This is a genomic window from Testudinibacter sp. TW-1, from assembly GCF_050613185.1.
Classification (GTDB): Bacteria; Pseudomonadota; Gammaproteobacteria; order Enterobacterales; family Pasteurellaceae; genus Chelonobacter.
The window spans coordinates 743,334-765,834 of the sequence record NZ_CP192511.1; the positions used below are offsets into that span (position 1 = coordinate 743,334).

Genomic DNA, 22,501 nt, shown 5'->3' on the forward strand with positions numbered 1-22,501 from the left:
CTATGACAGAGATAACCACCGACCTACAAAACCAAACCGCCGCAAGCGAAACGACGGGCGAAACCTACTGCGGCTTTATCGCGATTGTCGGCCGCCCGAACGTGGGCAAATCCACCCTGCTGAATAAACTGCTGGGACAGAAAATTTCGATCACCTCGCGCAAAGCGCAAACCACCCGCCACCGCATTGTCGGTATCGACACCGAGGGCGCATATCAGGCGATTTACGTCGATACGCCGGGCTTACACATCGAAGAAAAACGCGCGATCAACCGCCTGATGAACAAAGCCGCCAGCAGCGCGATCGGCGACGTTGATCTGATTTTTTTCGTGGTGGACGGCACCCATTGGACCGATGATGACGAAATGGTGCTGAACAAACTGCGTGCGGCAAAAGCGCCGGTGATTTTGGTGATTAACAAAATTGATAACGTGAAAGACAAAGACGAAATGTTGCCGTTTATCACCGCGTTGAATCAGCGGTTTGAATTTAAAGCCACCGTGCCGATTTCCGCCCAGCGCGGTAACAATGTCCATCAGCTGAAAAAACTGGTGCAACAGACGTTACGCCCGGGTATTCATCACTTCCCTGAAGATTACATCACCGACCGTTCGCAACGTTTTATGGCTTCGGAAATCATTCGGGAAAAATTAATGCGCTTTATGGGCGAGGAATTGCCGTATTCGGTTACGGTCGAAATCGAGCAATTTAAAACCAACGAGCGCGGCACATATGAGATCAACGGTTTGATTTTGGTCGAGCGCGAAGGGCAGAAAAAAATGGTGATTGGCCATCAAGGGCAAAAAATCAAAACCATTGGCATTGAAGCACGCGCCGATATGGAGAAACTGTTTGAGAACAAAGTCCATTTAGAGCTGTGGGTGAAAGTGAAATCCGGCTGGGCAGACGACGAACGCGCACTGCGGAGCTTGGGTTATATGGACGAATAATTGCTGTTTTTTATAACCGCACTTTGGTTTTTTCTCATTCATCTTAAAGTCGCTATCGGGTTCGCCGATGGCGATTTTCTTTTTTTATCACTATCGCTATTTCGCCTCGCGGCGACCGTACTTTTTTCTCATTTATCTAAAAGTTAGCTATCGGGTTTCGCCGATGGCGACTTACTTTTTTTGCTTGTACAAAAAAAGTAAGCAAAAAAATACACCCCAATTGTAGTGCTAATCTTCGCCTTTGCTAATTTCTACGGTCAATTTGTAAACTTGCCTGCTACGCAGGCTTCGGACACGACAAATTGACCTTGAAATCTTCACGCAAACGCTCAGGCACTCCAGATGGGGAATTGAAAACCAACCGCACCGCACTTTGATTTTTTTATTTATAATTAAGTCGTTATATCCTGGGCGCATTCAATGCGCTCCTACACTTCCCTTACAATACTTCTGTTGCAATTAAAATCTGGTGTTCTGCGTCGTGTTTTTGGGTTCCCTTGTGAACTGCCTGAGCATGTGTGAAATTTGTAGGGAAATTTTTTTGTTTGAGCGAAGCGAGTTTGCCCGCGTAGCGGGCGCATTAAAAATTTTCCGTTAAGCAAGTTCACACTAAGCGAAGAAAAGCAGTTCATTAGGGTGAGCGTAGCGTATAAAAGTATGGTCGCCGCGAGGCGAAAAAACGATAGTGATAAAAAAGTAAGTTTCCATCGGCGAAACCCGATAGCGATTTTAAGATGAATGAGAAAAAACCAAAGTGCGGTATGCTTCTCCGCTAAAATCCTGTAAAATGCTTGCCCTTTAACCACCGTGGTTCGTAACCCTCCCACGCAAAAAAACTAGGACAATGCGATGCAACAAAAAGCACTGGTGATCTTCTCCGGCGGACAAGATTCCACCACCTGCCTGCTACAGGCAATTCAACACTACGGCAAAGAAAACGTCGAAGCCGTGACCTTTCAATACGGGCAACGCCATGCGATTGAACTGGAAAAAGCGCAATGGATCGCACAGGATCTGGGCGTGAAACAAACCCTGATCGACACCAGCGTAATCAAAGCCATCACCACCAATGCGCTGATGGATCAAAGTGCGGTCATCGAAGAGAACGACGATATGCCGAATACCTTTGTCGATGGACGCAACGCCCTGTTTTTACTCTATGCCGCGATTTACGCCAAAGGACAGGGCATTCGCAATATCATCACCGGCGTATGCGAAACCGATTTCAGCGGCTACCCCGACTGCCGTGATGTGTTCGTCAAATCGATGAACGTCACCCTTAATCTGGCAATGGATTACAACTTCAATATCCAAACACCATTGATGTATTTAGACAAAAAACAGACTTGGGCATTAGCCGATCAGCTCGGCGGTTTGGACTATATCCGCCGACACACCCACACCTGCTATCTCGGCATCGAAGGCGGTTGCCACGAGTGCCCGAGCTGCAAATTGCGCGAAAAAGGGTTGAATGAATACCTGGCGGAAAAAGAGGCAAACCATGTTTAAAATCAGCAAAGAATTCAGTTTCGATATGGCGCACATGCTCGACGGACACGACGGCAAATGCAAAAACCTGCACGGACACACCTATAAGCTGCAAGTGGAACTGTGCGCGCCGCTGCTGACCGATGAAGCAAAGTGCGGTATGGTGATGGATTACAGTGATCTGAAAAACGTAGTGGACGAATTAATCCTCAAACCGATGGATCATGCGTTTATCTTTGATGAAAATAGCGCGAAAGAGTGCAAGGTGGCGGCGTTGTTGCAAGAATTGGATTCGAAAGTGTTCGCCCTGCCCTACCGCACCACCGCCGAGCAGATGTCACAGTTTATCTTTCAACGCCTGCAACACGCCGGTTTGCCGATTTCCGCCGTCCGCCTATGGGAAACACCGACCTCATTTTGTGAATATACGGACGTTTGATGAAGCGCGAAATCCACTACAACATTGTCGAAATCTTCGAAAGCCTGCAAGGGGAAGGGTTCAACACCGGCATGCCAAGCATTTTTATCCGCTTCGGCAAATGCAACCTTGCCTGCCCGTGGTGCGACACCAACTACAGCCAGTTTGAACGCTGGAGCTTGGCGCAGATTTTGCAAAAAGTGCGGTCATATTCGGCAACTAACATTATCATCACCGGTGGTGAACCGACCATTCAGCCGAAACTGAGCGTACTGCTCGATCAACTGAAAACCGACGGTTATTTTTTGGCAATCGAAACTAACGGTTTAAAACCGATTCCGCCGCAAATCGACTACATCGCCACCAGCCCGAAACTGCTGTATCGGCACAAATACCAACAACGTTGCCTCTCCTCTGCCGATGAAGTGCGGATCGTTAATGACGGCGAAATCCTGCCGTTTTGCGAACAGATCGAACGACAAATTCAAGCAAGCCACTATTATCTCTCCCCTTGCGAACAACAAGGCGAAATGAACCTGCTGGATACGATTCGCAAACTGGGCGAACTCAATCAACGCCCTGAATCCCTGACAGGCAAACGCCCAAAGTGGCAGTTGAGTTTACAAACGCATAAGCTGGTAGGGATTGAATAAAACAATAAAAAAGTTGTTTTAAATTAAAATTACAACTTAAAAAATGTTTTATGCTATAGTACAAATTAGGTATCGCTTAGTAAAGCGAATACCTAATTGAGTATTAATCATTCACTATTTGGCATAAATAATATGCAAAGCATAAATCAACTAAGTGCGGTCTTAAAGCAGCGACGTGAACAGCTCGGGATCAATCAGAAAGATATGTTGTTTAAAATCGGCATGAGCCAGCAACAATATCAGCGGATTGAAGCCGGTCAGGATCTGCGCGCCTCAACACTGCTGCGCATTTTAGAAGGTTTCGACTTGCAGTTATTTATCGCAGAAAAAGAGAAAATCGGCTTACTTGCGCAGCTCGCTAAACTGGACAGCACGACATTGCAACAACTGATCGTTGAGCATACCCAAGCTGCCGAACCTAAATTAGCGGCTTTTTTAGCTGAATTGGGAGATGAAACATGAGCAAAGTACAAGCCCTCAACCTGCACTTGCATGGAACGCAAATCGGTGTTTTACTCAATTACGCTGGTAACCATAACCGCCTGATTTTTGCCCCTGAATATCAACTGTTACCAGCGGAAAAACAACCGCTGATCACACTTGCCCAACGGCTTCGTCCCGATTATTTTACCAGCAATGTGAGCCATCTCTACCACCATCGAATGACGCCGTTATTGTCCAATCTGCTGCCCGAGGGTATTTTGCGTGACTGGATTGCGCAAAGTCTGAAAATTCCCCCTGAAAATGAATTTCCATTGCTTGCGCAATTAGGTGAAAACTTGCCCGGTGCGTTGGTGGCGACACCGCTAACCCACGAATTGCCGCAATGGGCGAAAATCGGCACACAACAACCTGAACAAATTGAACTACAAACGCAGCACCAACAAAAATTTTCCCTTGCCGGTGTGCAGATGAAATTTTCCGGACACAAGCAGGACAAGCGTTTTTATCTAAATCAGTTGCATGGTGAAGATGATTGGATTATCAAAACCCCGTTTTCGCTACGTCGTACCGTGCCGCAAAATGAATACAGTATGATGAAATTGGCCGAATTGGCCGGGGTGGTGATTCCTGAAATTCAATTAATTGCACTCACGGATTTAGACGGCTTGCCCGAGATCGCGCTCGCACAAAATGAAGAGTATGCTTATGCAATCAAACGTTTTGACCGCACTTTACTGGCGCATAAGCCGCAACGTATCCACAGTGAAGACTTTGCGCAAATTTTCGAGCTGTATCCGCATAATAAATACAATAAAATCAATTATGAACAAATCGGTGCGGTGATTTATCGCTATGCGGAACAGGGTTTAGCCGAATTACAACAAATGGCACGCCGTCTATTAGTCAATATTTTGTTGGCGAATGGCGATGCGCATATCAAAAATTGGAGTTTGTTTTATCCCGAACGGCAAGTGCGGTTGGCACCGGCGTATGATATTGTCTGCACCCTGCCGTATATTGCGCAAGAGGCACAGATTGCGTTGAATTTGGGGAAAGAAAAAAATTGGTATCAACTCAATTTTTCACATTTTGAACAGTGGACAAAGCGGATCGGCGCGCCGTGGCAAGCAATTCAAGTCCATTTACGCGATGTTTTGCAACTGGCACGGCAACAATGGCGCAATCAATTGGTTCATTTACCGATGGACGAGCAACATAAGGTTGTTTTACAACGCCATTGGAAAAATCTACACCCTGATTTTCGGCTTGATTAACAAGTTATAAGGATAACCATGCTACTGATCATCAACAACCACGATTCCTTCACCTACAATCTGGTCGATCTGCTGCGCAGGCTTGAGGTGGAAATGCAAGTGTGTGATACCGAAAACGTGGATTTAGACGCGGTGGCGCAATTTAGCCATCTGTTGATTTCGCCCGGTCCGGATGTACCGTCGGCGTATCCGCAGTTGTTTGCGATGTTACAACGTTATCACCGGCAAAAATCCATTCTCGGCGTGTGTTTGGGGCACCAAACCTTATGCCAGTTTTTTGGCGGCGAGCTGTATAACCTGCCGCAGATCCGCCACGGACGAAGTGCGGTTTTGCGCCAAACCGCGGATTCGTTACTGTTTAAAAATCTGCCGCAATCCTTTAAGATAGGACTGTATCACTCTTGGGCGGTGAAAAACGACAGCCTGCCGAGTTGCTTACAGGCAACGGCGGTCGACCAAGACGGCACGCTGATGGCAATGCAGCACCGCACTTTGCCGATTTACGGGGTGCAGTTTCATCCCGAATCGTTTATTAGCGAATACGGCGAGCAGATTTTGCGTAATTGGCTGTCTGACTAAGCAAAGGATAATCAAATGGCACACTTTTTTTCCCAGACGTTGCTTTTTTTAAAACTGTTTTGGCACCGCTTTAATCAAAACAAACTGACGATGGCGGCGGGTTATCTGACCTATAGTACCATGTTGGCACTGGTGCCGTTGATGATCGTCGTTTTGGCGGTTTTTTCCGCTTTCCCGGTGTTTCAGGAAGTGAGCGGGCAAATTCAAAATTTGATTTTTGATAATTTCGCCCCGGAAACCGGCGGTATTTTACAACAGTATCTGAATGAATTTGTCACCAATTCAACCAAAATGAGCGGCGTCGGGATTATCGGCTTGATTGTGGTTGCCTTGATGTTGATTTCTTCGATCGATCACACCCTAAATGATATTTGGCCGAACACCAATTCACGCACCTTGTTGTTTTCGTTTGCGATCTACTGGATGATTCTCACCCTGGGGCCGCTATTTCTTGCCGTCAGCCTGATCATCAGCTCTTATATTTTCTCAATCCAATTTTTCAGTCATGGCAGCGTGCTGCCGCTCGGGACGAAACTGCTTAGCCTAGTGCCGTTTGTGCTGACTTGGCTGGCATTCACCCTGATTTATACCGTGGTGCCGAATACCAAAGTCAACCTGCGTTACGCCATGATTGGCGCATTGGTCGCGGCGGTCTTTTTTACCCTCGGCAGACGCGCTTTCACTTGGTATATGACCATGTTCCCTTCTTACCAATTGATTTACGGCGCTTTGGCAACCCTGCCGATTTTGTTGTTGTGGATTCAGCTCAGTTGGACCTTTGTCCTGCTCGGCGCCCAACTTACTGCGGTGTTGGAAGATTTCCATTTGGTGAAAAAAGGCGATTTGGATCTACACAAAGAGTACCAGCAGAAACAACAAAAATTTCATGGCGACTTGCAACGTCTGGTCAAAAGAATAGAACTGGGTAAAGCGCAAAGCACTGCGGTGGCAAAAACCGCTGCGCCCCAAGCGGGAAATGAAAAATGATTGCGTTAATTCAACGTGTTACCCGTGCCGCCGTCACCGTCGAAAATCAAACTGTCGGTGAAATCGGGCATGGCTTATTGGTGCTGCTCGGGGTCGAAAAAGAAGACGATCAGGCAAAAGCGGATAAGTTACTGGAGAAAGTCCTAGCCTATCGCGTCTTTGCCGATGACAACGGCAAAATGAATTTAAACGTCAAACAAGTGAACGGCAGCGTGTTAGTGGTGTCTCAGTTTACATTGGCGGCCGACACCCACAAAGGCCTGCGCCCGAGCTTTTCCAACGGCGCTGCGCCGCAATCGGCGGAACAGCTCTACGCTTATTTCAGCGAGCAATGTCGCGCCCAGATCCGCACTGCAACCGGCATTTTCGCCGCCGATATGCAGGTCAGTTTAACCAATGACGGGCCGGTAACTTTTTGGTTACAGGTCTAAATAAGGAACGCAAAAGATGAAAAAACAGCTGAAAACCCTACTTGGCAGCGGTATGTTCTTATTGGCAACCGCACTTCCGACACAGGCTGCCGCTGACAAAGACCACGAACCGCAACGGGTGAATTTCAATGTCGAAGTGTTGCGCCAAGTCGAACGCGACACGATGCAGGTGGTGCTGTATGCGCAGGAGTCGGGCAAAACCTTAAAAGCGATCAGCGAAACCGTCACACAAAAGCTGAATCTGGCAGTAGAAGAAGCCAAAAAACGCAATATTCAAACCGGCATGACTAACCGCCGCACCTATATCAATTACGATAAACAGGGCAAACCGAGCGGCTGGACGGATTACGCGGAAATCACCTTGGAAAGCCAAGATTTTACCGCACTTTCCGAATTAATCGCCGCCACCGGCGAACAGCTGGCGGTGCAAAACACCAATTTCACCGTCTCCCAAACACGGAAACTGGCATTAGAGCAAGCGCTAACCGAAGAAGTGTTACAAGCGTTTAAACAAAAAGCCGAGTTGATCAGTAAAAATTTGTCTGCCAAAAGTTATCGTGTGGCTAATTTAGACATTAGCAGTGTGAATGAATCCGGTAACGACCAGCAAACAATCTATTATGAACGCAAAGCCGTCTTTGCCAGCAGCGAAGCCGAACCCATGCAGGTGCAAAGCGGCGTGGCGGACTTGAAAATTCAGCTGAACGCCTCTATTGATCTGATAAATGAATAACGTCCATTAACTTATCGGCAGGGTTAGCGTATAATCCTGCTTTCTATCTCTTTTATCCATTAATTAAGGCGGAGTAGCCGATGAAAATTGCAAAAAATGTTGTAGTCAGTATCGCATATCAAGTTCGTACTGAAGATGGGGTGTTAGTCGATGAAGCGCCGGCAAATCAACCGTTAGAGTATCTGCAAGGACACAATAACTTAGTGATCGGCTTGGAAAACGCCCTTGAAGGCCGTGAAGTCGGTGAAAAACTGGAAGTACGGGTGAAACCGGAAGAAGGTTACGGCGCATACAACGATAATATGGTGCAACGCGTACCGAAAGATGTGTTTGTCGGCGTTGACGATTTGGAAGTCGGCATGCGTTTTATCGCTGATACCGACATCGGTCCGTTGCCGGTGGTGATTACCGAAGTGGGCGACGATTATGTCGTGGTTGACGGCAACCATATGTTAGCCGGTCAGGAATTACTGTTTAACGTGGAAATCGTTGCCGCCCGCGAAGCGACCTTGGAAGAGATCGCCCACGGTCATATCCACGCCGAAGGCGGCGGTTGCTGCGGCGGACACGACAGTGACGAAGAAGGTCACGGCTGCGGTTGCGGACACAACCATGATCACCACGGACATGAGCACGATCATCACGGACACCACCACGGCCACGAAGGCTGCTGCGGCGGTAAACATAAGCACTAATTCGATTAGTGTCACAAACAAACTCAAGGGCGGAAATTTTCCGCCTTTCTTTTTGCCAGCCTATCCCACAATTGCCGTTTTTGTTCCGTCTTTAAACGCTTGATTTTCGCTTCTAAGCGACTGGCGTCGGCACGCGATAAGCCGTGATAAATCAAACGCATTTCCAGCGGTGGATGCATACGGGTAAATTTTGCGCCTTTGCCGCTCAAATGCACGTGAAACCGCACTTTCGGCTGATTACTGATACCGCAATACAACGCATTGTTTTGACATAACAAAAAATAGACGCACCACTGTTTTTGCGCTGGATCAGACGCAAAGTGCGGTTCAAGCTCGAGCAAGTCCGGGTCAATCAAGATGGTCATCAATATCGTTCCATATTGGCGCTATACAATCGGTTCTGAAATAATCTGATATTCGGCTCATTCGGCAGATAAGCCGGTTTGTTAACGCCGTTTGCTTTTACGCCGCTTTTTCTGCTGCCATAATAATTGACGGTAACGAAACTGCGGTTGCAGGCGGTAGGCGAAAAGTGCGGTCAGGATTAAACCGCAGCCGAGGGCTTTTTGCCAAGTAAGGATTTCGCCGAGTAAACTGATACTTAACAGCAGTGTCCAGACCGGTTCTAAGATCATGATAATCGCGGCATTGGTGATTTGGCTGTGTTTTTGCCCGATCACTTGCAGCAAAAACCGGAACGAGGTGGCGAACACCGCGCTAATGGCAACCCAGCCCCAAGTGCTGCCGCTAATCGGAAATTGCCAGCTTTCGAATAAGAGAGAAAAGATCCCGCAAAAAATACCGACCATGGCCAATTGGATGGTGGTGAGCGGCAACACCGGCACGGTTCTGGAAAATTGGCTGTTCAGTACAAACGAGGTCGCCGCCACGGTGGACGACAACAAGAACAGCGCATTGCCGAGCGACAAATGCAACCCACTGCCCGAAGCTAATAAAAACAACCCGGCGGCGGCAAGCGGCAGACAGAACCAGAACATCCGTTGCGGGCGATGGCGGAAAATCAGCCATGACATCAACGGCGCCAACAACATCGACAAACTGACGATAAACGCACCCTCGCCCATGTTTTCGGTATAGCTCATGCCCTGCACCCACAAAAACAAATTCAGGCTAAACGCCGCACCGACCGTGACCGCACTTTTCAGTTGTCGGCGTGACAAACGGCGCAATTGCGGGTAGGCAAGCGGCAGAAACAGCGACGCCGCCGCAAGAAAACGCACGCTGATAAATCCCGCCGGCGGCAGCTCTTGCAAGGCATATTTGGAAAATAGCCAACCGGATGCCGCCAGTATGCTGACCAGCAATAAAATCAGTTCGCCGCGGTATTTATGCACGTTTTCAACCTTTCTTGGTTTAGAATTGTTTTTATTATAATCACTTCCGACGGAAACAGCGACAAGGCAAATCCGATTTTGCTAAATTTCTGATTGCTCATCTCGATTTGATCGGTAAACTAAACAAATTCATTGGTTACCCCTAAAAAATTATGCAAAGTTTACAACCGTTTCACACTTTTTCACTATCGCTACAAGCCAACGCGATTATTGAAATCCGCTCCGTCGGGCAATTGCAACAAGTTTGGCAAACCTATGCCGATCAACCTCGCCTGCTGTTAGGACAAGGCAGCAACGTCTTATTCCTAGCCGATTTTAACGGTGTCGTGCTGCTGAACCGGATTGAAGGCATTCAGCACAAGCAAGATGAACACTTTCATTATCTGCACGTTAACGGCGGCGAAAACTGGCATAATTTAGTCACTTTTTGCGTCGAACGGGGTTACAACGGGCTGGAAAATCTGGCGTTGATCCCCGGTTGTGCCGGCACTGCGCCGATTCAAAATATCGGCGCGTACGGGGTGGAATTTGATGATGTGTGCGATTATGTCGACGTGTTAGATCTGAAGTGCGGTCAAATCCGGCGTTTCCGCCGTGAAGAATGCGGCTTCGGCTACCGCGACAGTATTTTCAAGCACGCGCCTTACCAGCGGGATTACGCTATCGTGGCAATCGGCTTAAAGTTGGCTAAAAACTGGCGGCCGCAACTGCAATACGGTTCCCTTGCCCAATTGGATTCGCAAACCGTCAGCGCAAAACAAATCTATAACGAAGTGTGTCGAGTGCGGCGCAGTAAACTGCCTGATCCGAACGAATTCGGCAATGCCGGCAGCTTCTTTAAAAATCCAAGTGTCAGCCGAGCGCAATACCAACAATTGCTTGCCGATTATCCGAATATGCCGGCGTTTGCGCAAGCGGACGGCACGGTCAAACTGGCAGCCGGTTGGCTGATCGACCAATGCGGCTTGAAAGGCTGTCAAATCGGCGGCGCGGCGGTGCACCAGCAGCAAGCGTTGGTGCTAATTAACCGCAACAATGCCACGCCAAATGATGTGTTACAACTGGCGCGCCATGTGCGGCAACAGGTGTCAGCCAAATTTCAGGTGGCATTGCAAGCGGAAGTGCGGTTTTTCAATGCCGACGGTGAGATCGACAGCGAACAGGCAATCGGCTAAATGACGGAACAAGCGCAACTCGAATCGGTTTTAACCTTACTCGCGGACGGCAAACCGCACTTGCTGCCGGCGATGAACGCACCGCAACGGGCGGCAGTATTGCACCAGCTGCAAACTTGGGGCTTAAACGTTAGGTGCTCGGCAGATCAGGTTTACCAACTGTCCGAACCGTTGAATTTACTCGATCAAGCCGCAATCAACCGCAGGTTGACTTACGGAACGGCATTGGTGCTGCGCAGCGTGGATTCCACCAATGAATTTTTATTGCAGCGCAAAACCTTGCCGTCGGGGACGATTTGCACCGCCGAAAGGCAAACCGCCGGACGCGGACGGCGCGGGCGCCAATGGCATTCGCCGTTTGCGCAAAATCTCTATTTCTCCTTGCTGTGGCACTTCCGGCAGCCTGCCGAGCGTTTGCAAGCGCTCAGTTTAGTCATCGGGATCTGTCTTGCCGACACCCTAAGCGAATTGGGCGTGGAGAATATCAGTATCAAATGGCCGAACGATATTTATTTTGACGGGCGCAAACTGGGCGGCATTTTGATTGAAAGCCGTGCCTTCGCCGCACAAAAACAGGCGTTGGTGATGGGGATCGGCTTAAATTTGAGTATGCGCCCAGCCGACGGCGCGGCAATTGAACAGGCTTGGGCGAATTTAAACGAAAGTGCGGTTCGGATTGAACGCAACCAACTGGTCGCCACCCTCGCCAACAATTTACAGCACGTTTTGCTGCAAGTGGAACAACACGGCGTCACCCCCTATTTACAACGTTGGCAACAATACGATCATTTTTACCAAAAACCGATCAAACTGCTGCTGCCGAATACGGAATTACACGGGATTGGGCAAGGGATTGATAGCGACAGCGGCGAATTATTGCTGCAAACCGCCGACGGGCAATTACAGCGTTTTCATATCGGTGAGATTTCCGTGCGTCCGTTAGGCTGATAGCGCAAATTAACGCTTTTTTCATTTTGATTTATAAGGAACTGTTATGACATTTCAAGATTATTTGGCAACCATGCCGCGCGTCGAAAATTTAAGCGGTTTAAACGTGTTGAATGCCGCGGGCGACGTAATTCACCATATTCCGGCGATTGCCGGTAAATTGGGATCGCTGCGGCTGTACAACGCCTTGGCGGAACACTTTGCGCAACAGCTTCATCCGCAAGCGGCGCGACAAGGCTTGATTTGGTTTGCCGAACACGTTGCCGACGCCGAACGGAATCCGGGCAAACATCCGAATATCGATCTGCTGTTCCGCGTGCTTCAAACGCAGCAAACCCTACAATTACAGCCGTTACGCTAATTTTCAGCCTTTTATTATTCGGAAAACACTATGCAATCTGTTCAAGATTTCTTTAATGCCCTCAGCGATTATGTCTGGGGGCCTTATATGCTGGCGTTGTTGGTCGGTACCGGGATTTACCTCAGCCTCCGTCTGATTTTTTTACAGTTCCGTTTATTGCCGTTTGCCTTGAAACAAGCGTTTAGCCCCCACCCGAAAAAAGAGGACGGCAGCGATCATCACGGCGATATTTCCCATTTCGGCGCGCTGATGACCGCACTTTCCGCCACCATCGGCACGGGTAATATCGCCGGCGTTGCCACCGCCGTTGTCAGCGGCGGACCGGGCGCGGTGTTTTGGATGTGGTTGACCGCGATTTTCGGCATGGCGACCAAATACGGCGAGGGCGTGTTGGCGGTTAAATATCGGATCGTCAATGATAAAGGCGAAATGTCCGGCGGTCCGATGTATTACATCGAACGCGGCATGAAGCTGAAATGGCTGGCGTTGCTGTTTGCCTTGTTCGGTACGATTGCCTCGTTCGGTATCGGCAGTTCGGTGCAATCCAACTCGGTCGCCAATGCGATTCACACTTCATTCGGGGTGAATACCGCCGTGACCGGCGTAATCTTGACCTTGCTGACCGCTATTGTGGTATTGGGCGGGATTAAAAGTATCGCCCGCGCCTCGTCGATTATCGTGCCGTTTATGGCGATTTCCTATATTCTCGGCGGTTTGGCAATCATTATCGTCAATGCCGAACTGTTTATGCCGGCACTCTCCACCATTATCGACCATGCTTTCGGCGCGAACGCCGTCGGCGGGGCGATTTTGGGCAATGCGGTGCGTTACGGGGTGGCGCGCGGCGTATTTTCCAATGAGGCGGGGATGGGATCGGCGCCGATTGCCGCCGCAGCCGCCAAAACCGATCATCCGGTGCGCCAAGCGTTGGTATCGATGACCGGCACCTTCTTAGATACGATTATCGTGTGCAGTATCACCGGCATTGTATTAGTGATGGGCGGTTTATATAGCGACGGGCAAAGCGGTGCGGCATTGACCACCCTGACCTTCAATAAAATGCTGCCGGGACCGGGCGGCTGGATCGTCACCTTCGGGCTGATTTTCTTCGCCTATTCCACCATTCTCGGTTGGTGTTACTACGGTGAAAAATGCGCGGCTTATCTGTTCGGTGATAAATATGTCAACCTATACCGTATCGTCTACGTGGCAACGGTGATGGCGGGCGCAGTGTTGCAACTAGATTTGGTTTGGTCAGCCGCGGACGTATTCAACGGCTTAATGGCGATTCCGAACCTGATTGCGTTGTTGTTCCTGTCCGGCGTGATTGTGCGTGAAACCAAAGACTTCATCGACAAACGCAAAAGCGGCGAATTGCCGTAATGTCATTAATGCTCATATGAAAAGCACGTCCATTGACGCGCTTGAGATTGCTGACAAACTGACTTCTCTCCCTCCGCATGCGGAGGGAGGGAAATAATTAGAGCAAGAGACTTTGTCATTAGCCTGAAGCATATCCATTGACGCGCTTTTTTAGTGTGATTGCCTAATATTCCCATGTCTCCGGATCAATACCGCACTCGCGCATTAACGCTTTGGCAGCTTCCGGAATCTCATCGCTGCGCTCTTTCATCAAATCCTGATCGGTCGGCAACGGTTGTCCGGTAAACGCATGCAGAAAGGCTTCGCACAGCAATTCGCTGTTGGTGGCGTGGCGCAAATTGCGGATTTGGCGGCGGGTGCGTTCGTTGGTGAGAATTTCCAACACTTTAATCGGAATCGACACCGTGATTTTTTTCACCTGTTCGCTTTTTTTGCCGTGTTCCGCATAAGGGCTGATATATTTGCCGTTCCACTCCGCCATATTGAATCCTTTTAAAAATCCTTATAAAAACTTTGGCTATTTTAACAAAAATCACGAAAATAACAATCTGGACGTAAAGACTGCTAAAAATAAAATACGCTTATTTTGATAGCGGCAGAAAACTGATAAACTACGCTAAAATCAGAACAACCGATTGCGAGAGAATTATGGTAGTCAGCTCGACGAGAGAAATGCATAAATTCGGTGGCAGCAGCTTGGCGGATGCCGAACATATCCGTAACGTTGCCAACATCATTAAACAGCATACCCAGCCGCAAGATTTAATCGTGGTGTCGGCGATGGGCAAACTGACCGATAATCTGATTCAATGGATAACACTGTCGGCGGATGATCCGGTCAGTGCCAATCAGCAACTGCAAAAAATCAAATTCCATTATCTGACCCAAACCAACCGGCTGCTCAACCACCCCGAAAGCGTTTCACAACAGTTTTTAGAAGATATTTTATCCCTCTCTTCCCTGCTGGATAAACCGCTCAGTGACGCCATCTATGCCGAAGTGGTCGGACACGGCGAAATTTGGACCGCAAGACTGGTCAGCGCTTATTTAAACCAACTGGGGCTGGAAAACCATTATTTGGATTCACGCCTGTTTTTATATGCCGAAAGAGCGCGGTTGCCGCAAGTGGATTTTGAACGCAGCCGACTACGGTTGCAACCGCACTTGGCACAAGCCGGGGGCAAACGGTTGGTTATCACCGGCTTTATCTGTCAAAACCGGGCAAAAGAAACCGTGCTGTTGGGACGCAATGGTTCGGATTACTCGGCAACCCAAATTGCGGCGTTGGCCGATGTGAATAAAGTCACGATCTGGAGTGATGTTGCCGGGGTTTACAGCGCCGATCCGCACCAAATCAATAATGCCAATCTGCTGAGTTTCCTGCGGGTGGACGAAGCCACCGAACTGGCGCGCTTGGCAGCCCCGGTTTTGCACGCCCGTACCCTGCAACCGGTCAAAAGCCACCAGATGACGTTATTGTTACGCAGCAGTTTACAACCGGAACACGGCTCAACCCGAATCGAACACGCCCTATCCGCCAGCGAGCACGGCAAAATCGTCACCCATCACAACCAAATCGGTTTGATTGAATTGGTCGTGCCGCCAAACCAAGAGTTCGAACAATGGCAACAACAATGCCAACAATGGATAGCAACACAACAGCTTACACCGTTAGCACAACACCTCGATCGGCAACAGCGAACCGTCAAATTAGCTTATCCAATCGAGTATATTGATAATGTTTATATTCAATTCAAACAGTTGCCGCTGATGGTCGATTCGTCATCCATCCGTTATGATTTGGCACTGTTGGCGATTGTCGGCTACGGGGTCTGCCGCAATTCCTTGCAAATGATGCGTTTTCTGCAAATGTTGAAAACCCAGCCGTTGGAATTTATCTGGCAATCGCCGGATCAAATCAGCGTCGTTGCCATCTTGCGCCAAACGGTCGGGCGCGACTTATTGCGTAATGTGCACGATGATCTGTTCCGCCCGCACAAAACCGTCGGTTTGGTGGTGCTGGGCAACGGCACCATCGCAAAAACCTGGATCGATCTCTATCGCCAACAGCGGGAAGCCTTGTCGGCGCGCAGTAAATTTAATTTCACCTTAATCGGGCTGGTATCCAGCACCAAAGGTTGGCTCAGTTACCAAGGTTTACTCCCTTCATTACAAAACCGCACGTTAGATGAGGCATTTGAACAACAGGCGCAAGAGCTGGAACCAAAACAGTTGCTGAATTGGATGAGCGCCCATCCGTTTGATGAATTGGTTGTGCTCGATATCACTGCCAGTGATGAAGTCGCCAAGCATTATCTCAATTTTGCCAAACACGGTTTTCATGTCATCAGCGCCAATAAGCGCGGCGCGGCATTTCCGTTGGCGCAATTCCATGAACTGCAAAATGCGTTTCAACAATCGGGCAGCCATTGGCTGTACAACGCTACCATCGGGCGCGGTCTGCCGATTAACACCATTTTGCGCGATTTAGTCGAGAGCGGCGACACCATTCTGTCGATTGAAGGCACGTTTTCCGACACCATGACCTGGCTGTTTTATCAATACGATCAACATCTCCACACCTTTGCCGAGCTGATCGAACAGGCATGGCAACAGGGCTTGAGCGAGCGCAACCCGCGCGAAGATCTGAGCGGCACCGACGCAATGCGCAAGCTGTTGATTGCGGCGCGCAGTGCCGGTTATGACATTGATCCGCAAAAGATTAAAGTGGAATCCTTGTTAGACGGCAACGCCGAACAACTTTCGCTCAATGAATTTTTTGAATCACTCGCCCCATTAAACCAAACTCTCGAAGAGCGGTATCTGAACGCACAGGAAGACGGTTTGAGCCTGCGCTACGTCGCCCGTTTCCACGCCAACGGGCAATCCACCATCGGTTTGGAAGAACTTGATCCTGACGATCCGCTCAGCCAAACCCTGCCGGGGGAAAATCTGTTCATTATCCGCAGCCAATGGTATCGCGATAAACCGCTGATCATTCACGGGCCAAGCTCCGGCCCCGCCATGACCGCCGGCGCAATTCAAAGCGATTTGAACCGACTGGTGAAATTATTGTAGGCGCATGATGGACCGCTGTTCTGCCTTTTCCCTTTCATCGGATAAAAGCCATCATCTGCGCCGCGTGCAAATCCGCCAGCACATGATCGGGCAGGTCAAGTGCGGTCAGAAAGTGCTGTTACAACAGGGCGTTCTACGTCAAATCGGACAGAATGAACTGTTTGTATTATTGAAAGACAGTCGTTGGGAAATGATTAACCGCACTTTGCAAACCGATTACCGCTCGAATATCATTCACCTTTCCCCGCAAACGATTGCGCTGTTTTATCAACTCTACCCGCAATTTAAAACGCTTGGGCCTCAAATACGGCAGCGCATTTATACCCCGGCACTCAGCGATTGCTTTCAACGCACTTGGGACGGTTTGCGCGATCCGCAACTCAGCCCAACATTAAAACGGCACCGCACCTTGGAACTGTTATTGCAACTTGCCGAACATCAGTTTGTGTTTCCGCCGGCGGAAAAACTCAGTTGGACGGATAAAATGCAGGCGTTGGTCGAACAGGATCTCAGCCGCCACTGGACACTCAGCGAGATTGCCGACAGATTTCATATGAGCGAAAGCACGCTGAAACGCCGTTTACAGCAAGAAAATACGGCTTTCCGCCAATGGCTACAGGCACTACGGCTCGACACCGCACTTTCCTTGATTCTCGGCACGGAAGACAGCCTCGCCGAGATTGCCTCTCGCTGCGGGTACCAATCGCAAAGCCGTTTCAGCGCCGCATTTAAACAACACTTCGCCATTTTGCCTTCGCAAATCAAAACGCACGGATTGGCTGAATAGGGCTAAAATCTGAACTGCCGCGCATAAGCCGATTGCCTTTTTTGGCGGATAATCACCGCACTTTAACCATATCAGAAGGTATTTTATGCAATCACTGAAAATCACATTAACCGCCGCTTCACTGCTGGCATTCAGCGCAGCAAACGCATTTGCTGGCGACCGTCAGCCGTTTCAACTGAGTAGTCCGCAACTGCAAGCGGAACAGAATATTCCCCCAACCTTTGAATTCAATGGCTTCGGTTGCCAAGGCGATAACCAATCGCCGCAACTGAATTGGAAAAACGCACCGCAAGGCACAAAAAGTTTTGCGCTGTCGGTGTATGATCCTGATGCGCCGACCGGCTCGGGTTTTTGGCATTGGTACGTCGTCAATATTCCGGCACAAGTCAATGAGCTTACCGCCAATGCCGGTGCGATTGACAGCAGCACTTTACCGGCAGGCGCATTCCAACTGAAAACCGATTACGGCTACCACGGCTGGGGCGGCGTTTGCCCGCCTGAAGGTGACAAAGCGCACCGTTATATTTTCACCGTCCACGCACTGAATGTGGCGAAACTCGATGTAAACCAAGACACCACCACCGCACTTGGCGGCTTTTTGGTGAACGCCCACACCATTGATAAAGCCTCATTTACTGCGTATTACCGGCGTTAACCAACGTTACGCTTTGAAGGTTAACCACACTTGATTCTAAGCTCTCGCCCACAAAAAAGCCTGGCAATTGCCAGGCTCAGGGTTATTTCAACGGGAAACCGCACTTTACAGCTTCACCGGTTGCAAGTGCCAGATTTGATCCGCATATTCTTTGATGGTGCGGTCTGATGAGAAGTAGCTCATATTGACGATATTTTGAATCGCTTTGGCAACCCAAAGGTTTTGGTCTTTATAAACCTCATCGATCTGTTGTTGCGTATCCACATAGCTACGGAAATCGGCAAAGGCTTGGTAGTAGTCGCTGAACGGCGAGAACGATTGATAACGGCTCGGTTCGTTCGGGCTGAATGCGCCGCTGGTGACCTGTTGCATTGCTTCTCTCAGTTGCGGATCGTTTTCGTAATAAGTCGACGGATGGTAGCCTTGATGGCGTAACGCTTCCACTTGCTCTACCGTGTTGCCGAAGATAAAGATGTTGTCTGCGCCCACATTTTGCAAAATTTCCACGTTTGCGCCGTCGAGCGTCCCAATGGTTAAAGCGCCGTTGAGGGCGAATTTCATATTACTGGTGCCGGAGGCTTCCGTACCCGCCAATGAAATTTGTTCGGACACATCGGCGGCCGGAATAATCAACTGCGCAAGGCTGACGCTGTAGTTCGGGATAAACACCAGTTTCAACTTATCATGCACGCGCATATCGTTGTTGATCACGTTGGCAACATCGTTGATTAAACGGATAATCTGTTTTGCCGCATAGTACGCCGAAGCCGCTTTACCGGCGATGATGAACACCCGCGGCGTCCAGTCTTTTTCCGGATTACGCAGAATCTCGTTGTAACGTGCGATGATGTGCAACAGGTTTAAGTGCTGGCGTTTATATTCGTGAATCCGTTTGATTTGCACGTCGAACAGCGCGTCGGGATTAACCACGATATTCAGATTGTGTGCGATGTAGTTTGCCAATTTGACTTTGTTGGCTTTTTTCACCGACCGCACTTCGTCCATAAATTTCGGGAAATCCGAATACTGTTTCAGCTGTTCCAGTTCGCTGAGATCTTTACGCCAACCTTTGCCGATATATTTGTCGAATACCGATGACAAGCCCGGGTTAGCCACGCCAATCCAGCGGCGAGGCGTAATACCGTTGGTCATATTGCAGAAACGTTCAGGATAGATTTTGGCGAAATCGGCAAAAATGGATTTGACCATTAAGTCGGAATGCAGTTTCGCCACCCCGTTGATTTTATGCGAAGCCACCACGGCAAGCCACGCCATGCGGACTTTGCGCCCGTCGTTTTCGTCAATCAAAGAGACGCGGCGGATTAAATCCGGATCTTTTTCGGTGTACGCTTTGATACTATTCAGGAAATACTCGTTAATCTCCAGAATAATCTGCAAATGACGCGGCAGAATCGCGCCCATCATATCCACCGGCCAGGTTTCCAGCGCTTCACTCATCAAGGTGTGGTTGGTATAAGAGAACACTTTGCAGGTAATATCCCACGCTTTTTGCCAACTGAATCCTTCTTTATCGATCAAAATGCGCATTAATTCGGGAATTGCCAATACCGGGTGGGTATCGTTAAGGTGAATCGCCACTTTGTCGGCTAAGGTTTCCAGTGTTTTATGCTGCCATTGATGGCGTCTGATAATATCTTGCAAGGAGGCGGAAACCAAAAAATATTCCTGACGTAAACGCAGTTCGCGTCCGCAATAGGTGGAATCATCCGGATACAATACGCGTGATACGTTTTCCGAGCGGTTTTGCCGCTCCATTGCCGCAAAATAATCGCCTTGATTAAATTTGGTTAAATCGAACACATCGCCGGCATTAGCCGCCCATAAACGCAAACTGTTCGCCATATCGGTTTCATAACCGGGGATAATTTGATCGTAACCTAGCGCAATAATTTGCGAGGTATCCACCCAACGCCATTTGCCGTTTTCCTGATAGATACGCCCGCCGAATTCGACTTTATAACGTTTGGTCGGGCGGATAAACTCCCACGGCACGCCTTTTTCCAACCAGGCGTCGGGGCGTTCGATTTGTTGTCCGTCCACGATTTTTTGGCGGAACATCCCGTATTCATAACGGATACCGTAGCCCATTCCCGGATAATTTAAGGTTGCGATAGAATCTAAAAAGCAGGCTGCCAGGCGCCCTAAACCGCCGTTGCCTAAGCCCGGATCCACTTCTTTTTCGATAATCTCTTCCAAATCCAAGCCCAGCTGTTCTAAGGCTTCGCGCACGATATCATAAACGCCTTCCGACATCATGGCATTGGACAAGGTACGCCCCATCAAAAATTCCATTGACAGATAATATACCCGCCGGGCATCTTGCGATTGGGTGGCTCGCTGGGTTTTCAGCCAATTCTCTGCCACCAAATTGCGCACCGCATACAAGGTTGCGTTTAACCAGTCGCGCTGACTGGCGACGCCCGGGTCGCGCCCAATTGCGTAAATAAGTTTTTGCACAATTGTTTCTTTAAAACTTTCCACACTCGGCAGTGTGCCGTTTGGTGTAACAATATGATTCATAAGGTTTCCTGCTTTTACCCGATAACTATTTATACATTAAAAAGACGGTGATAGATGGCAGAATATTGTTCCGCTGCCAATCGCCAACTAAAATCAGCTTCCATACTGTTAATCCGCACTTTGTACCACTGCGGTTTGGCTTTCCATAGCACTTTTGCCCGTTCAAATGCGTCCACTAAACCGTCCACTGACGCTTCGCCAAATACAAATCCGGTTGCCGACCGCACTTTGATTGTTTCTTTATCGCTGTCCACCACGGTATCCGCCAGCCCCCCGGTCGCTCGCACTAATGGCAGCGTGCCGTATTTTAACCCATATAGCTGCGTTAAGCCACAAGGTTCAAAGCGGCTCGGCACGAGAATGACATCGCCGCCGGCAATCACCAAATGGGATAATTTTTCGTTATAACCGATTTCGATGCTAACCTGTTGCGGGTATTGCAATTCCAGTTGTGAAAACGCCTGTTCATATTGACTGTCGCCGGAACCCAACAAAATAAACTGCACGCCTTCGGTTAGCACTTGCGGTAGCGCCTGTAATAACAAATCCACGCCTTTTTGCGCCGTCAGGCGGGTCACCATCACAAAGAGTAAGGCATTTTTGTCTTCCGGCAACCGAAATACCTTTTGCAACTCGGTTTTGCAACGGGTTTTGCCGGCCATGCTTTTCAGTTTGTAGTTGGCGGGCAGGTGCGAATCCGATTCCGGATTCCAAATGGTATAATCCACGCCATTCAACACCCCGCTCAACTTGCCTTGCTGTTGCAAGGTGTTGAGCAAACCTTCCAATCCATAGGCATATTCCGCGGTTGTGATTTCTTGGGCATAGGTCGGGCTGACGGCGGTAACGTGATCGGCGTAATACAAACCGGCTTTCAAATAAGAAATTTGCCCGTTTAATTCGACCCCGTTAACATTAAACATCTCCGGCGGCAAGCCGATTTCAGCCAGATGCCGATAATGAAATTGCCCCTGATAGGCTAAATTATGAATGGTGAACACCGATTTTGCCGGTCTGCCTTTGGCATACAAATAGGCGCACGCCATCCCGGCGTGCCAGTCATGGGCGTGCACCACATCGGCTTTCCACCAGCTATCCAGCTTGTCGCCCAATTCCGCGCCGAACCAACCCAGCAAGGCAAAACGCAGATAATTGTCGCCGTAATCATTGTAGTGCGGATCATGATACGGATTGCCTTCGCGCTGATACAAGTGCGGTGCGTCGATCAAATAAATGCCCAAACCGTTGTAATCGGTGTAACGCAAGGTCACTTCACCGGCAAAAGTATCAAAGGTGCCGACGACACCGCTTTGCGGTAAACCGGCAACCACCGCCGGATATGCCGGCATCAAAACGCGTACGTCATCGCCGTTTTGCTGTTGCGCAAAGGGTAAGGCGCCGGTTACATCGGCTAAACCGCCGGTTTTCAATAACGGGTAAAGCTCGGAACAAACGTGTAAAATTTTCATGGGCTGCTATCCTGTATTTTATCTTCTGCTAACAATAGAAAATCATCTCTGCGCTGAGCGGAGATGATTTCAATTTATGTTTCCTTCGTCATAGAGA

At 49.2% G+C, this 22,501-nt stretch carries 23 protein-coding genes and 1 riboswitch; of the genes, 18 read left to right on the forward strand and 5 right to left on the reverse strand.

What is annotated here, in order from left to right; all coding sequences use genetic code 11:
* Positions 1–2: 2 nt before the first annotated feature.
* The 11 genes from era to slyD all read left to right on the forward strand — a co-directional run bounded on the left by era (position 3) and on the right by slyD (position 8,652).
* On the forward strand, positions 3–950 hold the full coding sequence (gene era, locus ACQ31U_RS03730; RefSeq protein WP_431053744.1) for a GTPase Era: 948 nt from the start codon (positions 3–5) through the stop codon (positions 948–950).
* Between the two features lie 801 nt (positions 951–1,751).
* A riboswitch (PreQ1 riboswitch) is annotated at positions 1,752–1,796 on the forward strand.
* A gap of 3 nt (positions 1,797–1,799) precedes the next feature.
* A complete protein-coding gene (gene queC / locus ACQ31U_RS03735; protein ID WP_431053745.1) occupies positions 1,800–2,459 on the forward strand; it encodes a 7-cyano-7-deazaguanine synthase QueC in 660 nt (219 codons plus the stop codon).
* Entirely contained in the window at positions 2,452–2,877 is a 426-nt protein-coding gene (gene queD, locus ACQ31U_RS03740) for a 6-carboxytetrahydropterin synthase QueD (protein WP_431053746.1), read from the forward strand. Before queC ends, queD begins: the two co-directional genes overlap by 8 nt.
* Complete coding sequence (locus tag ACQ31U_RS03745; RefSeq protein WP_431053747.1) at positions 2,877–3,509, forward strand: 7-carboxy-7-deazaguanine synthase QueE; 633 nt, start codon at positions 2,877–2,879, stop codon at positions 3,507–3,509. The genes queD and ACQ31U_RS03745 overlap by 1 nt, the downstream gene beginning before the upstream one ends.
* Positions 3,510–3,641: 132 nt before the next feature.
* Positions 3,642–3,971: a helix-turn-helix domain-containing protein gene (locus tag ACQ31U_RS03750; protein WP_431053748.1), complete on the forward strand. Its 330-nt coding sequence runs from the start codon at positions 3,642–3,644 to the stop codon at positions 3,969–3,971.
* Complete coding sequence (locus ACQ31U_RS03755; RefSeq protein ID WP_431053749.1) at positions 3,968–5,227, forward strand: type II toxin-antitoxin system HipA family toxin; 1,260 nt, start codon at positions 3,968–3,970, stop codon at positions 5,225–5,227. The genes ACQ31U_RS03750 and ACQ31U_RS03755 overlap by 4 nt, the downstream gene beginning before the upstream one ends.
* An 18-nt stretch (positions 5,228–5,245) precedes the next feature.
* Positions 5,246–5,806: an anthranilate synthase component II gene (locus tag ACQ31U_RS03760; protein WP_431053750.1), complete on the forward strand. Its 561-nt coding sequence runs from the start codon at positions 5,246–5,248 to the stop codon at positions 5,804–5,806.
* A gap of 15 nt (positions 5,807–5,821) precedes the next feature.
* Complete coding sequence (locus ACQ31U_RS03765) at positions 5,822–6,793, forward strand: virulence factor BrkB family protein (RefSeq protein ID WP_431053751.1); 972 nt, start codon at positions 5,822–5,824, stop codon at positions 6,791–6,793.
* The gene (dtd, locus tag ACQ31U_RS03770) at positions 6,790–7,224 is read left to right on the forward strand and encodes a D-aminoacyl-tRNA deacylase (protein WP_431053752.1); all 435 of its coding nucleotides are present in this window, start codon (positions 6,790–6,792) and stop codon (positions 7,222–7,224) included. The genes ACQ31U_RS03765 and dtd overlap by 4 nt, the downstream gene beginning before the upstream one ends.
* A 16-nt stretch (positions 7,225–7,240) precedes the next feature.
* The gene (locus ACQ31U_RS03775) at positions 7,241–7,957 is read left to right on the forward strand and encodes an SIMPL domain-containing protein (RefSeq protein WP_431053753.1); all 717 of its coding nucleotides are present in this window, start codon (positions 7,241–7,243) and stop codon (positions 7,955–7,957) included.
* 80 nt (positions 7,958–8,037) lie between these two features.
* A complete protein-coding gene (gene slyD, locus ACQ31U_RS03780) occupies positions 8,038–8,652 on the forward strand; it encodes a peptidylprolyl isomerase (protein WP_431053754.1) in 615 nt (204 codons plus the stop codon).
* Between the two features lie 23 nt (positions 8,653–8,675).
* Here slyD and ACQ31U_RS03785 read toward each other — a convergent pair whose 3' ends face one another.
* Positions 8,676–9,017 carry a GIY-YIG nuclease family protein gene (locus ACQ31U_RS03785; RefSeq protein ID WP_431053755.1) on the reverse strand — a complete coding sequence of 114 codons (342 nt, stop codon included), beginning with the start codon at positions 9,015–9,017 and terminating at the stop codon, positions 8,676–8,678.
* An 81-nt stretch (positions 9,018–9,098) separates the two neighbouring features.
* The gene (locus ACQ31U_RS03790) at positions 9,099–10,007 is read right to left on the reverse strand and encodes a DMT family transporter (protein WP_431053756.1); all 909 of its coding nucleotides are present in this window, start codon (positions 10,005–10,007) and stop codon (positions 9,099–9,101) included.
* A gap of 152 nt (positions 10,008–10,159) precedes the next feature.
* Here ACQ31U_RS03790 and murB point away from each other — a divergent pair, with 152 nt between their 5' ends.
* The 4 genes from murB to ACQ31U_RS03810 are packed head-to-tail and all read left to right on the forward strand — an operon-like array spanning position 10,160 to position 13,874.
* Complete coding sequence (gene murB / locus ACQ31U_RS03795; RefSeq protein ID WP_431053757.1) at positions 10,160–11,182, forward strand: UDP-N-acetylmuramate dehydrogenase; 1,023 nt, start codon at positions 10,160–10,162, stop codon at positions 11,180–11,182.
* The gene (gene birA, locus ACQ31U_RS03800; RefSeq protein ID WP_431053758.1) at positions 11,183–12,130 is read left to right on the forward strand and encodes a bifunctional biotin--[acetyl-CoA-carboxylase] ligase/biotin operon repressor BirA; all 948 of its coding nucleotides are present in this window, start codon (positions 11,183–11,185) and stop codon (positions 12,128–12,130) included. It abuts the gene before it with no gap.
* A gap of 46 nt (positions 12,131–12,176) precedes the next feature.
* Positions 12,177–12,491, forward strand: a complete 315-nt coding sequence (locus ACQ31U_RS03805) for a DUF2322 family protein (protein ID WP_431053759.1) — start codon at positions 12,177–12,179, stop codon at positions 12,489–12,491.
* 30 nt (positions 12,492–12,521) lie between these two features.
* The gene (locus ACQ31U_RS03810) at positions 12,522–13,874 is read left to right on the forward strand and encodes an alanine/glycine:cation symporter family protein (RefSeq protein ID WP_431053760.1); all 1,353 of its coding nucleotides are present in this window, start codon (positions 12,522–12,524) and stop codon (positions 13,872–13,874) included.
* Between the two features lie 163 nt (positions 13,875–14,037).
* On the opposite strand, the gene metJ is transcribed toward ACQ31U_RS03810, so the two are convergent.
* Positions 14,038–14,355: a met regulon transcriptional regulator MetJ gene (gene metJ / locus ACQ31U_RS03815; protein ID WP_431053761.1), complete on the reverse strand. Its 318-nt coding sequence runs from the start codon at positions 14,353–14,355 to the stop codon at positions 14,038–14,040.
* Positions 14,356–14,522: 167 nt separating this feature from the next.
* Here metJ and metL point away from each other — a divergent pair, with 167 nt between their 5' ends.
* The 3 genes from metL to ACQ31U_RS03830 all read left to right on the forward strand — a co-directional run bounded on the left by metL (position 14,523) and on the right by ACQ31U_RS03830 (position 18,394).
* A complete protein-coding gene (metL, locus tag ACQ31U_RS03820; protein ID WP_431053762.1) occupies positions 14,523–16,952 on the forward strand; it encodes a bifunctional aspartate kinase/homoserine dehydrogenase II in 2,430 nt (809 codons plus the stop codon).
* Between the two features lie 4 nt (positions 16,953–16,956).
* On the forward strand, positions 16,957–17,739 hold the full coding sequence (locus ACQ31U_RS03825; RefSeq protein ID WP_431053763.1) for a helix-turn-helix transcriptional regulator: 783 nt from the start codon (positions 16,957–16,959) through the stop codon (positions 17,737–17,739).
* 85 nt (positions 17,740–17,824) lie between these two features.
* On the forward strand, positions 17,825–18,394 hold the full coding sequence (locus ACQ31U_RS03830) for a YbhB/YbcL family Raf kinase inhibitor-like protein (protein WP_431053764.1): 570 nt from the start codon (positions 17,825–17,827) through the stop codon (positions 18,392–18,394).
* A 105-nt stretch (positions 18,395–18,499) separates the two neighbouring features.
* On the opposite strand, the gene glgP is transcribed toward ACQ31U_RS03830, so the two are convergent.
* Together glgP and glgA are read right to left on the reverse strand one after the other, a co-directional pair.
* A complete protein-coding gene (gene glgP, locus ACQ31U_RS03835) occupies positions 18,500–20,935 on the reverse strand; it encodes a glycogen/starch/alpha-glucan family phosphorylase (RefSeq protein WP_431053765.1) in 2,436 nt (811 codons plus the stop codon).
* Positions 20,936–20,964: 29 nt separating this feature from the next.
* Positions 20,965–22,404, reverse strand: a complete 1,440-nt coding sequence (gene glgA, locus ACQ31U_RS03840; RefSeq protein ID WP_431053766.1) for a glycogen synthase GlgA — start codon at positions 22,402–22,404, stop codon at positions 20,965–20,967.
* Between the last annotated feature and the right edge of the window lie 97 nt (positions 22,405–22,501).